At 55.4% G+C, this 13,585-nt stretch carries 9 protein-coding genes and 3 pseudogenes; 7 read left to right on the top strand and 5 right to left on the bottom strand.

From position 1 onward, the window contains the following. Positions 1-37: 37 nt before the first annotated feature. The 4 genes and pseudogenes from G3O06_RS32205 to G3O06_RS32190 all read left to right on the top strand — a co-directional run bounded on the left by G3O06_RS32205 (position 38) and on the right by G3O06_RS32190 (position 3,938). Positions 38-1,386, top strand: a pseudogene (locus G3O06_RS32205) (IS30 family transposase). A gap of 685 nt (positions 1,387-2,071) precedes the next feature. Then, the gene (locus G3O06_RS32200) at positions 2,072-2,656 is read left to right on the top strand and encodes a hypothetical protein (RefSeq protein ID WP_205818626.1); all 585 of its coding nucleotides are present in this window, start codon (positions 2,072-2,074) and stop codon (positions 2,654-2,656) included. A 33-nt stretch (positions 2,657-2,689) separates the two neighbouring features. Further along, positions 2,690-3,304 (top strand): sigma-70 family RNA polymerase sigma factor, encoded by a 615-nt coding sequence (locus G3O06_RS32195; RefSeq protein WP_346779564.1) that lies wholly within the window; start codon positions 2,690-2,692, stop codon positions 3,302-3,304. After that, positions 3,285-3,938 (top strand): zf-HC2 domain-containing protein, encoded by a 654-nt coding sequence (locus G3O06_RS32190; RefSeq protein ID WP_205818624.1) that lies wholly within the window; start codon positions 3,285-3,287, stop codon positions 3,936-3,938. The genes G3O06_RS32195 and G3O06_RS32190 overlap by 20 nt, the downstream gene beginning before the upstream one ends. A gap of 9 nt (positions 3,939-3,947) precedes the next feature. Here G3O06_RS32190 and G3O06_RS32185 read toward each other — a convergent pair whose 3' ends face one another. Next, positions 3,948-5,240 carry a S8 family serine peptidase gene (locus tag G3O06_RS32185; protein ID WP_205818623.1) on the bottom strand — a complete coding sequence of 431 codons (1,293 nt, stop codon included), beginning with the start codon at positions 5,238-5,240 and terminating at the stop codon, positions 3,948-3,950. 192 nt (positions 5,241-5,432) lie between these two features. Between G3O06_RS32185 and G3O06_RS32180 the strand changes: the two genes are divergently transcribed. Then, positions 5,433-6,524, top strand: a complete 1,092-nt coding sequence (locus G3O06_RS32180) for a TIGR03118 family protein (protein ID WP_205818622.1) — start codon at positions 5,433-5,435, stop codon at positions 6,522-6,524. A 96-nt stretch (positions 6,525-6,620) separates the two neighbouring features. Here the strand turns inward: G3O06_RS32180 and G3O06_RS32175 are convergent, their stop codons facing one another. Then, positions 6,621-7,412 carry a TorF family putative porin gene (locus G3O06_RS32175; RefSeq protein WP_205818621.1) on the bottom strand — a complete coding sequence of 264 codons (792 nt, stop codon included), beginning with the start codon at positions 7,410-7,412 and terminating at the stop codon, positions 6,621-6,623. A gap of 456 nt (positions 7,413-7,868) precedes the next feature. Here G3O06_RS32175 and G3O06_RS49295 point away from each other — a divergent pair. Then, positions 7,869-7,982, top strand: a pseudogene (locus tag G3O06_RS49295) (integrase core domain-containing protein); the annotation flags it as partial. Between the two features lie 647 nt (positions 7,983-8,629). Here the strand turns inward: G3O06_RS49295 and katG are convergent. From katG to G3O06_RS32155, 3 genes are all read right to left on the bottom strand, one after another. Further along, positions 8,630-10,780: a catalase/peroxidase HPI gene (gene katG, locus G3O06_RS32165; RefSeq protein WP_205818620.1), complete on the bottom strand. Its 2,151-nt coding sequence runs from the start codon at positions 10,778-10,780 to the stop codon at positions 8,630-8,632. 208 nt (positions 10,781-10,988) lie between these two features. After that, positions 10,989-11,333, bottom strand: coding sequence for a hypothetical protein (locus G3O06_RS32160; RefSeq protein ID WP_205818619.1), 345 nt, complete (start codon positions 11,331-11,333; stop codon positions 10,989-10,991). An 834-nt stretch (positions 11,334-12,167) separates the two neighbouring features. After that, positions 12,168-12,371 (bottom strand): hypothetical protein, encoded by a 204-nt coding sequence (locus tag G3O06_RS32155; RefSeq protein WP_205818618.1) that lies wholly within the window; start codon positions 12,369-12,371, stop codon positions 12,168-12,170. An 883-nt stretch (positions 12,372-13,254) separates the two neighbouring features. Between G3O06_RS32155 and G3O06_RS32150 the strand changes: the two are divergent. Next, positions 13,255-13,585: pseudogene (locus G3O06_RS32150) on the top strand (TerB family tellurite resistance protein); the annotation flags it as partial.

Here is a 13,585-nt window from a genome sequence, read left to right as displayed (position 1 = left end):
TGCAGAATGGGGGTATCAGATAACCGGGCGACGAGCGATGCACTCGCCCGGTGTGCCGTCGCTTCAGCATGAGATCGAGCGTCGATTTTGGAATCAAATCGCCACCGGCCTTACGAGTGAGAGGGCCGTGGAAACGGTTGGCATGTCCTCCGCGGTGGGCTCGCGCTGGTTCCGCTATCGTGGCGGTATGCCACTTTTCATGTCAAACCCCATATCTGATAGATACTTGTCGTCCGCCGAGCGTGAAGAGATCGGTTTGCTCTCGGCCCAAAACATAGGGGTGCGCGAGATTGCTCGCCGCATCGGACGTAGCCCATCAACTGTTTCGCGCGAGCTTGCGCGTAACGCATCGACTCGTGGTGGCCACCTCGAGTATCGTGCATCGGTCGCGCAATGGAAGGTGGAGCACTTTGCCAAGCGACCCAAACCAGCGAAACTGGTGGTCAACCGGCGACTGCATAGCTATGTGCAGGAACGCTTGGAGGACAAGGTGTGTGCGCAGATGGCCGTGAGATTGCCGCCCCCCAGCAGGCACCGTTCAAGGGGCGGAATAAACCGCATCGCGGAGACCGAAAGTGGGTCAATGGTTGGCCCCCGGAACAGATCGCCAACCGCCAACGGATCGAACTCCCCGATGATGAATCCATGCGCATTTCTCACGAAGCCAGTTGCCAGGCTCTTCACATTCAAGGACGTGGGGCACTCAAGCGCGAGCTAGTCGGTTGCCTGCGCACCGGGCGCGCGTTGTGCGTGCCAAGGGCCAGGGTGCAAGCCAAGGCATGGACACACGACAACGAGGATGTGATGATCTCCAGCCGCCCCGCAGAGGCGCAAGATCGTGCAGTGCCAGGCCATTGAGAAGGAGACCTGCTCATCGGCTTAAATCGATCTACTATTGGCACGCTGGTGGAGAGATCAACCCGTTTCACCATGCACGTATATTTACCTCGGGAGAAAGGTTACGCCTTGACTCCCCGAACGAAGAACGGTCCAGCGCTGGCCGGTTACGGAACTGTCACGATGGCCAATCCGCTCAAGAAGACGGTGACAGATATGCCAGCCCAGTTGTGGCGATCATTGACCTGGGACCGTGGCAAGGATCTGTCCGATCATGCCCGTTTCACTATCGAATCCGGCGTAAAAGTATTCTTCGCCGATCCGTACAGTCCATGGCAGTGTGGAACGAACGAGAACACGAACGGCCTATTGCGACAATACTTTCCAAAGGGCACTGACCTATCCCGATGGAGCGCACGAGAGATCCAAACCGTTGCCCATATACTGAACACCAGGCCTCGGAAGGCGATTGGTTGGAAGACGCCGGCAGAAGCTCTGAACGAGCATCTAAAATCTGTTCAACAATCTAGTGTTGCGACGACCGGTTGAATGCGCCCAGAAAAAACTTGGCGGATTCGCGTGATCGACACTGCGCGGGCGCAAACGAAAACGCCAGGATATCCGCACACGTTTCTACCCCAGCGGCACCGCTAGTTCGCCCGCTTCCCGCAGACACAATACTGGACGACATCTCGGGCAATCACCACCGCGGATCGCTTGGACTGCTCAAGATACCGCTTAAAGCCATCGATATGCTCCAGCCCGCCTACGGTCTCGCCGTGTTCGCATCGCTGTCGACATTTCTCTTCACTGGCCAATTTTCTGTCATCTTGCCGGAGCCTGGCATCATTGCGACAAAGTCGTTGCTTGCTTAGCATTTCATCTGTAATTGCGGTTGAACTGGGGACTGCCAAGGCAAGCATCTGTCGCTGGCAATCCTCGCGCCCCTCATTGGACTATTCAGTTTTCAACTGTTGCGGCATACAGACCCGACACTCGGACAGCTACACCTGATTACCCGGAAGAATTGGGGTACCCAGAAACGCACCGGGCCCGTCGGCAGGCGTCGTCTTTGATGGGGCACTTCGCCAACTCATGGACCACAACGCACCATCCCCCCAGCCTAAATCGTAACGAATATTTCGCTTGCCATGCAACCTTCTGATCGCGACGCATCACTTACGGGCACAACACCCCGATCTTGCCAACCTGTAGACTTTCGAGGTCTAGCGAAATGCCACACGTCGACCCTGTCGCCATCGTACGAATGGTATTCATTCTTTTTCATCTGCTTGCGTTCGGCTCCGCCGCGGCTGCGTCCGTGATGGCTGACTACGCGGTCTTCGGGCGCGGCCGCGTGGACACCTCGCTGCTGCGCCGGGCTGCAACCGGTGTAACAATGGCGCTGGCGGTTCTCTGGATCACAGGCACCGCCATCATCTGGCTCGATACGAAATTCGACCTGGTCATGATCACCAAGGCGCCCAAGTTGCTCGCAAAACTGACGATCGTTTCGTTACTCACTTTGAACGGCATGGCTTTACATTGGCTTGCGTTTCCGCGCTTGGAAAAAGTCCAGAATAATCCTAACCAAGCGGCCTATCTACCGGCCATACTCGGAGCGATCAGCAGCACGACGTGGCTTTTTTCCGCTTTCCTGGGCATTGCTAAAGCCGTTGCGCCATTACTCGGGTATTCGGGCTTCATCGCTCTCTACATGCTTGCACTCGGATGCGCAGTGACCACCGCGTTGCTCGTGGTACGACCACTGCTGGCGAAGCGGATTGGCAGGCAAACAGGCATTCCGCTCATCGCGTAAGCACCTTTGGCATATGACTCGATCGCCCCGACCATGCCCCCCCCGACCGCGATGACTCAGACTGCCCCTCGCCCCCATGGATCGCGACCGGACGAGGAGGATCGCGCCTTGCTCGTGCGAATTGTCCAGAGGGACCGCGTAGCACTTACCCACCTGTATCGCAATTATCACCGCAGGCTCGTACGCTTCTTGGGACGCTTCACACGTAGCGAGGCAACGATTGAGGAGATCGTCAACGATTCGTTCATGATCGTCTGGCAAAAGGCGTCAGAGTTCCGCGGTGAATCGCGCGTCTCGACATGGCTGATGGGCATTGCCTATCGTGTTACGCTGAAAGCGCTGCGACAAGGCGGTCTGTCGCATGAGCCATTGCCAGATGGAGACGAGGGCGCCGCTGTGGAACCGTTCACGGACTATGAAACTGCGGACTGGCTCGCGAAAGGTCTCGGCAAGCTCACACCGGAACAACGGCTCGTGATGGAATTAGCCTACGTGATGGGGCATTCGCTCGAGGAGATTGCAGATATCACGTTGGTGCCGGTCAGTTCCGTCAAATCCCGAATGTTCCACGCACGTGTGAAACTCCGCAATCTAATGCCCGAACTTGCAACCCCAAAGAGAATTAATAATGGATCATTCGGCCCATAAAGATCTTACCCATCTGCACGCATGGGAGTTACTGCCTTGGGTGGTGAACGGAACGGCTTCGGTGAGTGCGCGCGCGCAGGTTGACGAACATCTGCGGCATTGCGGCGCTTGCCGCGAGGAACTCGCGTACCAGAAGCGGCTCCACGCCGCGCTGAACGCAGGTGCCGACGCAGCCGGCCCCAACGTCGACGTGGGACTTGCCGATCTCTCGCGACGCCTCGACGCACCGCGAGCAGTACCCCGCTCCCGTCTCGCGGCGCTCTGCTATGGGTTGGCTGCGCTTCTCGTGCTCGAAACAGGTAGCCTTGCGATATTTGGCGCCCAGATGAACGACAGCCGATCGGCGACCTACCGCACACTATCGCAGCGCGAAGGAGCACAGGAGCGGGCAACGATCAGGCTTGTCGTCGATGCCGCCATGCCAATCGGTCGCCTGCAGGCGCTATTGGTCCCGCTCGGCTTGCAGATTCTAGCGGGACCGGGAGAAAACGGCGTCTACTCGCTGGGACCCACATCTCCAGCGGTTAGCGAGAGGGGCGGAAAAGTAGACGTCAACCGTCAAATCGGGGCGCTGCGTGCGGCGAGCGACGTGCGTTTTGTCGAGCCGATTATCGCCGTTAGCAACGGCCCCTGACACGATAAATTAAAGATCCGTATTGTTGCAACCGCCGTCGAGTGCCGCGATCGCCCGACACGCATTGATCACACGGGCATAATTACGACTTGGGCCACTCGTGTCTTCGAGCAGACTACGGAGGACTGCGGTATCGAGATTTTGCGCAAAACCAACAAGCAACGCTACGGTACCTGTCACGTGAGCTGCCGCAAACGATGACCCCGAAACAAAATCGTAATGGCTACCGGGCGTGAGTGTAAGCACATCGCGACCCGGCGCGTACAGAACCGACGACATCAATTTGGCGGGGACCTCGTTTCCTGCCTTAGCTACGTCAACTGCGATCACACCGGAAACACCGACCGGAAAACTCTTCAAGTCCCCATTTGGCATCACCGCGCCAACGACGACGATACCAAGTTTTAGCGCGACCCTAATGAGTGCGCTCAGCAGTGGGTCAGGGGGACCACCCAGACTCAGATTGATGATCTGTGCGCGAGCGTCAATAGCACCCTGAAGCGCCTTCGCGAGCGTCAGTGAATTGCATACCGCGCCGAGACCACGTTGCTGCCAGCAGGCTTTGAACACGATTAGCTTCGCACGCGGCGCAATGCCGACAACGTCACCAGATGCGTCGCCCGTGCCGTTCGCTGCGATGATCCCAGCAACCTCGGTACCGTGGATGTCACGGTTGAATTGTTGCCAGTCATCGTCGACGAAATTCCGCGTAGTAACAATGCGACCACGCAAATCCCGGTGCTCCGTGTCCACGCCCGTATCGATTAGAGCGATGCGCACGGTATCACCAAGTGTAGTACGGTGCACGGCATCCGCGCCGATTTCGCGCGGCGCTCTTTGCAAATCCGCTACGCGAGACGCCTGATACGGCTCCGCCAGCCCCTCGAACATCTGCAAAGGCTCAACGAGACGCACCCGCGGATCATCGGAAAGCTTGGCCATCATCATTTCGCGTGGCGTGCCATCCATGATCTCGAGTACAGCGCAGTGTATGTTAAGCGCCGGAATCGGCCAGGTCGTTAAATTTCGCAGTTCATATTGTGCAGTGATCGCCGTGAGCATCGCGCGGGCACTGCCGCCCGCCGAGTAACCGCCGTGAGCAACATAGCCCCCCATTGTCGAACCTGCTCTCAACGTAATCGATTCCGTAGGGTTCTCGACGGCCAGCACAATCATGCGCTCGGGGTGGGTTCGCATCTGACGAGCGGCAACGACAGGATCAGGCTCGCGCTCGACAAGTGTGCAGTTCGCCAGCAAGCCGATGGCGCAGATAGAAAGAACGAAAAGAAGGAAGCGTTTCATCCGGTATATTCCGATTGCCGCAAAAGCAACGTTCATAACGATAGCCGATGTGAGTGCGCGTTCCACGCGAACCTGTTGCGACGATATCCAAACTTCTATCTTCCCCTAACGATTTCACGCGATACTGCTGCAACTTTTCGAACGACTTCCGGTACACACGGACTCATTAACCATTCCCAATGAGTCAAATCTATGTTTCTTCTTCGCTCGACCTTGCCGAAGGTGGTGCTTTCTGCGACGATCGCCGCGATCCTTGCCGGTTGCGGCGGCGACGATGATTCCGTTCAACAGAGGGTCGGCTACAAGCAGACCGTCGTCGTGTCGGACGGCGGCGTTGCCTCGTCGCATACCGACGCGAACCTGAAGAACGGCTGGGGCATCGCATTCAATCCGCAGGGCTTCGTGTGGGTCGCAGATGCGGGTTCGCAGAAATCAACGCTCTACGATGGCGACGGCACGCCGCAGCAGTTGGTCGTGTCTATTCCAGCCGGCGTGAACGGTCCAGCCGGACCAACTGGCATCGTTTTCAGCGGCGCGAGCAATTTCGAGCTGACCCAGAACGGAACATCCGGGTCCAGCGCGTTCATCTTCGCGACGCTCGCCGGCACGATCGCCGCTTGGTCACCATCGGTAAACCTGACATCCGCAGTCACCGTGTACGATGATGCTACCGGCGGAGCCCAATATACTGGGCTCGCAATTGGCAGCGACAATGGTGCAAACCGTCTCTACGCCGCGGACTTCCACAACAATAAGATCGATGTGTTTGACAATTCGTTTCAGAAGATCTCCACGATCGGCCGCTTCGTCGACCCGTCGTTGCCCGCAGGCTTCGCGCCGTTCGGTATCCAAGCGGTCGGCAGCGATATCTTCGTCGCTTATGCAAAACAGGACAGTAGTGCCAGGAACGCCGTGCATGCAGTTGGCCAAGGGCTAATCGACGTCTACGACAGCGGCGGTACGTTTAAGAAGCGCCTCATCACAGGCGGGAATCTTAACGCACCGTGGGGTATCGCCCCCGCTCCGGTCGGCTTCGGGCCGCTCAGCAACAAGCTACTTATTGGCAACTTCGGAGACGGCACCATCCACGCGTACGACCCGCAAAGCGGCGCAGAAGCCGGCACGCTCACACAGAAAAACGGAGCACCGATCACGATCCCGGGTCTGTGGGGCATTGGCTTCGGCAACGGACTGAACGCGCAGCCGACCAATACGCTGTTCTTCGCAGCCGGACCGAATCGCGGTTTGAACGGAATATACGGCCGGCTCGACGTCGATCAGTAGCCCTCGCTCGGAACAGGCACGAGCCTGACGCTCCTGCGGTCGGGCCAGACAACCAGGTCCGCCCGGCCGCACGCGGACCGCCAATGCGCCGTAAGGTCAGAAATGCCAGATCGTCTGAAAGATCCAATGGTTATCAAGTGCGCCCTGGACAAGCGACTTACTTCTCCCGATCGTGCCGATATATAGGATCTCAAGTTGCACTGCGCGATATTGGTAAGACAGTCCCACGTTTCCGTAACCGGAGCCTGGGCTGTCTGACGTATGCAGGTCGTAGTACCCGATACCAGCCGTCGCGGTGACACCATGAGCTAGCGGTAGCCGTGCAACGAGATCGCAGGCGACAAAGTGCAGCCCCCGAAAACGCCCTGTCGGGGTATCCGGCGAGACCGAAACCGTTGCAAATATGGCGTCTTGCCATCGGACCGTCGCGGCAAGTTCACGATAGGTCATGCTTTGCGAAAAAGATGAGCCGGTCAATTGATGATTCGCCACTGCTACCTGTGCTTGCCATTTGCTATCAAGCCGCCAAACATAACCTGCATCGACGTCGACCGCGGTTCCGATGGATGACGAGAGTCCAGTACGCGGAAATGCGGAAACCGAGGCACCGGCAAAAAGTCCATTGCCCGGATACCAACTCGCCGCAGCTTGAAGTGATGGACGTCGATTGCTGAGATCGAGACCACGCGAAACCTTGTCGGAGGCGACACCAAGTTCAAAGCGCCAGTCCTCTAACGCGGCGTCGGCAACTCTACACGCCATGCCGAGAAACACCAATATTAGCCACTGGGCCGTTAGGCGAAAATTCCGAAACCCCGGACAAAATGAAGTGCAGGGACGCACTATAAACATCAATTGTGTCATCCAACGTTTCAATTTTTTCTGCAAATGAAATCCTCTACACTTCACACGAGTTGTCCGAGGCAAACTCGAGTCGTCACCGATCAGAAACCCGGCAGACATGGAGTGGATGATCACACCGCTTTCTCTCTAGAACATGCTTTTCCGACACTCTGCACGAGACTATCGATCTTCCCTCCTTTCCCTAAAAGTTGTTTACACGGCGTACATTGTCTCGCATACATCGAAGTTCAATCTTTGCGATACCCGAGACTGCATCTAGCAACAGTCGAAAACGCATCATTCACCTCTGTCGTCGGCACCCCAACCACCTGCTCCGACTGCAACGCTTGAGTTCGATCCGAAGAATGTTGAACATCGGTGACACACTCTAAGATAGCGAGGCAAAAAAATACAGGAAAATCCGCCCTGTTCACGTCGAAGTTAGCTCCCCGTGACCTGCCCCCCCGGTTTTAGTCCGGACTGCAGTTAGAGTCCGAGGTTAAAATGCGCGAAGAATGTCTGAATCCGCATGCGTTCGTCTGTCTCGACGATGCACGCAAACGAATTGAAACGTGGCGAACGGACTACAACACTGTCCGTCCGCAAAGCGCCTTGGGCAACTGGCGCCGGGGCAATTCCGACGATTGCATCACCCGAAAAGCGGCGAGATCACCCGCTTACAAGTGGTGTACTCGGCGGTGTAAGGTCAGCGCTGGTTGCCTGCGTGCGCAAGCGCCTGACCATGCTCAATGCAACGGCCAAAACCAGAACGCTTTGTGACAGTTCACTTCATTCCAATTGACTCTCTAGACGGTTACTCAGAGCTTTTGCGAAGAACACCAACCCGTGCTCACGACGCAAGAGCTTGCACATCCGAGTCCTCCCACGCACGATTGCTCGCGAGTCCGGAATACTTATCTGGGTCAAATCGGTACCAACTATCGAATTTATCCGAAGACGTGCCTTCCGGTTCTAGCGACCGATAACACTTCCATTCTGGAAAATTATCGTGACCTGGGACAGGGTGTCGATCCCGTTACCTACCCTTGAATCACGACGAAATCCGCAAAGAATTTGCGAGCCATTTATTGGGTATAAAACCGAGAAATTAAGAGTCAGGCCTCACCTTCCGGTGGACCTGACTTACCATGCTCTTCTTACAGTAGGACTTCAACGATGTACCAAGAGTGCTAGCATCTCAGCATTGAGTTGCCGTAGCGACCATGCGTGAACTCCACAGATAGTTTATATAACGCACATCTCTATTCAGCAAGGTCGAAACGATCGAGGTGCATCACCTTGGTCCAAGCAGCGACGAAGTCCACGACGAACCTCTCCTTGCTGTCAGGGCTTGCATAGACTTCAGCATAGGCGCGGAGTACCGAGTGGGAGCCAAAAATCAGGTCGTTGCGGGTACCGATATACTTTACCTCCCCGGTTTTTCGATCGGTGCTTTCAAATAGTTCGATCCCGTTGTCCACTGGCGCCCACACATTAGTCATATCCAGCAGATTGACGAAGAAATCGTTGCTAAGAACACCAACTTTATCTGTGAAAACTCCATATCGGCTACCATCAAAATTGGCGCCAAGCACACGCAGGCCGCCGACCAACACGGTTAGCTCGGGCCCTGTCAATGTCAACAACTGAGCGCGGTCGATCAGCAGTGCCTCGGTCGCCGCGTCAATTTTCCCGTTGTTGTAGTTGCGGAAACCGTCGACGAACGGTTCGAGTACGGAGAAGGATTCGACATCGGTCTGATCCTGACGCGCATCGACACGGCCAGGAACGAACGGAACGTCAACCTCTACATCGGCGGCCTTTGCCGCCTTTTCGACACCCACACAACCTGCCAATACGATCACGTCAGACAGCGATACCTTACCCGACGCTTTTTGGACCTCTTCCAACCTGGGTAAGACCTGAAGGGCTCTCCTATTCACCTCCCAGTCCTTCTGCGGCGCCAACGCCAAGCGAGCACCGTTAGCACCGCCGCGTTTGTCACCTCCTCGGAAGGTTGAGGCCGACGCCCAAGCAATTGATACCAGATCGCCTACCGAGAGGTCCAAGGCGGCGATCTTGGCTTTCAGATCCACGATGTCCGCGAGAGTCGGTTCGTGCACGGGGGCAGGAAGAGGGTCCTGCCAAATCAGTTCTTCCTTCGGTACTTCTGCACCGAGGTAGCGTGTCTTAGGGCCCATGTCCCGATGGGTCAGTTTGAACCAAGCGCGCGCAAACGCGTCGGCAAAAGCCTGCGGATCTTCGAAGAAGCGCGTGGAAATCTTGCCAAACTCGGGATCAAAGCGCAGCGTCAGATCGGTGGTCAACATCGCAGGCTTGTGGAACTTGCCCGGAACATGTGCATCGGGAACAATTTCTGGCGCGTCTTTAGCGACCCATTGCTTCGCACCTGCGGGCGACTTCGTCAGTTCCCATTCATACTTAAACAGATTCTCGAAAAAATTGTTGCTCCAGAGTGCCGGAGTTTTCGTCCAGGTCACTTCCAATCCGCTGGAGATAGTGTCCTTACCGTGGCCTTGCCCATAGCTACTAATCCAACCTAAGCCTTGCGCCTCGATCGGCGCGCCTTCGGGATTTGGACCCTTGTGTGACTCAGGCGCGGCGCCGTGTGTTTTGCCGAAGGTGTGGCCACCGGCAATTAGAGCGACAGTCTCTTCGTCGTTCATGCCCATGTGACCGAACGTGGCGCGAATGTCCTTGGCCGCTGCCAGATAGTCACCACTTCCATTTGGGCCTTCTGGATTCACATAGATCAACCCCATATGAGTTGCGCCCAAGTTGTGATCGAGCTCGCGGTCACCGTGGAAGCGCTTGTCATCACCCAGCCACGTGGTCTCCGCGCCCCAGTTCACGTCCAGATCCGGTTCCCAGACGTCCTCACGCCCCCCAGCAAAACCGAAGGTACGAAAGCCCATCGACTCCAACGCCACGTTTCCAGCGAGCACAAAGAGATCAGCCCACGAAATCTTTTGACCATACTTTTGCTTGATCGGCCACAGTAAACGACGAGTCTTGTCAATGTTGACGTTGTCGGGCCACGAGTTCAACGGCGCAAAGCGCTGCTGCCCGCGCCCAACACCGCCACGTCCGTCAAGCGCCCGGTATGTGCCAGATGCATGCCACGCCATCCGGAGCATTTGCGGACCGTAATGACCGTAGTCCGCCGGCCACCAGTCTTGACTGTCAGTCATCAGCTTAACCAGATCGGCTTTCAATGCACGATAGTCGAGCTTCTTGAACTCTTTCGCGTAGCTGAAGCTTTCACCCAGCGGATTGGATCTGTTCGAATGCTGATTGAGCAGATCCACGCGCAATTGGTTGGGCCACCAATCCTTGTTGGTGGTGCCACCGCCTGCAACGTGATGAAAAGGGCATTGGACTTCGCGAGTCATGGGTTCTCCAGGTTAAGGTGCAATACGGTCCTACCTTGGCCGAGGTTAGAGTGCCTCCAACCAATTATCAAATTGAATGATCCAAACAACACGATAGCGAACGCCGATGCATATACAAGAAAGTCGTGCCGTCAGCATTCACCACACACGCGTGTGACGCACGTATCGGACAAACGCGAAGTAACGTCGCAATCGCCTGGCATTCGCACTATTGATCCGCTATACGGGCAATACTCACCCTCCCCGCCTCGAGAGCTGCGAGCAGAATCTTGGACTGATCGATGAATGCTATATGGTGCTCAACTAGCATCTCGACATCGCCTGTTGTCGACGACACTCCTTCAATGCTTTCCTGAAAAATAGGCAATCTCAGCACGCTGTGCGGAGGTAAATTGCGGTACCGTAGCCCCAGTAAATTTATAGAGCGCAGCCAACCATCCCAAAAAACCGGATCCGACCTCCTCATTTGTTGCGAGTGGATAGGGTAACGCTTCAACGACATCGCCAGCACTACCTGAGTGCCGCGTTCATCGAAATATTCTTCACGCTTCAATGTGTGCACCTCTCATTATTGAAGCATCACCCACCAAGCCCGCCCCCAAAAAAACACACGCCCTACGATTTTCTTCAGAACATTTCATTTGCGCGAAACCATACACACCACTCAAGGAAAAGGCATAACCAAATTTCTTAGGAGTTCAATTCAAAATACTAAGGAGGCGATTACGCAGCGAGACTCCTATAGCCCTATCCAGATATCTGCCTGAATCGAGGGAGCAAGTGATTCGATAGCACCGATCGGTTGCGGCAACTTATCGAGCAAACCTATTAAACTCCCGGCTGCGCAATCTATTTTCCCAACCATATTTCAAAATTAATTATTATAAAAATCATTGATGCCATTTTTATGACAAAATTCTCAACAAAATGTGCGACGGAAATTCCTCTTGACGAGTTTATAATCAAAAATACCAAACCCTCATCAAGAAAAATCATAGACCCTAGCAGAATATACCCACACCCCGACAAGAGACCTGTCGGTTCGCATAATATTCTCCACCGCACCAATCGGATTAGACTTCCGCTCCCTCCACGTGGATTCCAGCCCCAGCAATCGCAAATCTCTACGCGAGAATCAAATATCCGTGTAAATTCGACGCTTACGCACATTAACTCACCGCCAGACCGCAAATAACGTAGTTAATCTAATACCGCAGTAGCGCCAAGTGGATGCCGCTCTTCTTTGCGAAACCATCATGGCTGACATGATTGCATCGAGATGCTTGAGCACTTAATGAGACTCCTTGATCTCCATTATGGCTAACTCGTGGTCGGAACTGAGTTGATCCACTCCCTTGCCGCACCCTCAAGCGACGAGACGTGTTGTTCAGATATTCCATGCACCCAATACCGCGCCGCATCCCCATTTTGTCGCGTCGAGACTCAGTCCCGTATTTTTCAAGATGAATACCAAGGCGATGATCGGGATCACGGACGGCGTATGGGGTTCGGCATGTGTGCCAGCAAAGCAAGCCGCAGCTACAGTGGCAAGCAGCAGAACCGACACTAGGGTGACAAGCATGCCCGACATTGCCCATACCATCACGGGAATCGGAAGCAAACCGACTACAACGGGAAATGGCAGTGAGCCATCCGCCTACCGCAACAAAACCCGCGCCAAGCAGCCACAAACCCCATCCAAACACCTCAAGTTTCGCGTTTGCTGCAATCACTCCTGCATGTGACAAAACGCTGGGCAAGACCCCAATTGCTAAAAGCAGGAAAAGGCGCATTCGCGCGACGACGCATACAGGCAGAACGCAGCCCGCTGGGCGTGCTAGCAGCGATTGCAGGTATGTCATTAGGGAGCACCAGCGTTGCACACGACTGTGCTGCGCCCTCTTCCGCCGAGAACATTTCGGTCAAATGAGTCAACTCAATCCCCTTCAAGTCCAACCATGCGCCCCCGAACATCGAACAAGCGCCACTCAAATGAACGCGTTCGTTTAGTATGGAGCAACTAGCCTATGAGTCAAGCATTCTCTACTGCCATATGAATTCCATATTTGGCGCTGCCGCCGATGGAACAACGCGCCCCCGGTGTTTCAACAGTTGCGCGTCAGCCCCTCCCAAAGGACGAAGCAGGCCCGCGATCCGGCGGAGATACGTGGCCCCCACCTAGCTTCCGGCCCCGCCCCCTTTCGTCCGACCCTTTCCCTACTGCCATCGATGAGTGAAGATCGTCTAACACAAACCGCTACAGTTATCCCTCCACCAATACTGTCACTACCGGTTCAACCCGTTTCCGCATGAAGTTCGTCATAAGGTCTTCTCAAGCCCAACTCGAAGCCAACCACCTTACTTCGTTTTTTCCGAAGTTTCCGTATTGAATTGTCTGCTTTTTCAGATCACTCAAACCTTCGAAACTGTCGACTCTTCAACGACGCGACATGGTCCCGCAAAGGAACGACAGAATGAGAACCTATCCCCGCAACAGCGCCCAGGCAGCCGCACGCATCGTAGCGCTTGTGCTGATCGCAGACGGCCACATCGATCTCAGCGAGGAACTGCTTCTTGAGGAACTCGAGATCAAACGCCGGTTCGGGATCGAATCGACCGAGTTTGCACAAATCGTCCAGACGGTATGTGAAGACCGGGAGATCGGCCATGCTTCGTCCAGCACTATTTCCGGCCATCTCGATCAAGCAACGCTCGAGACGCTGCTCACGGAAATCGACGATCCCGATTTGCGAGTGAGGATCATTGAGCTGTGTCTCGCCGTCGCATCAGCAGATGGTCACCTCG

Origin of the sequence: Burkholderia sp. Ac-20345, from assembly GCF_017104825.1 — a bacterium.
Classification (GTDB): domain Bacteria; phylum Pseudomonadota; class Gammaproteobacteria; order Burkholderiales; family Burkholderiaceae; genus Burkholderia; species Burkholderia lata_B.
The sequence above is the reverse complement of the archived record's forward strand: the minus strand, read 5'-3'. Positions and strand labels throughout refer to the sequence as shown.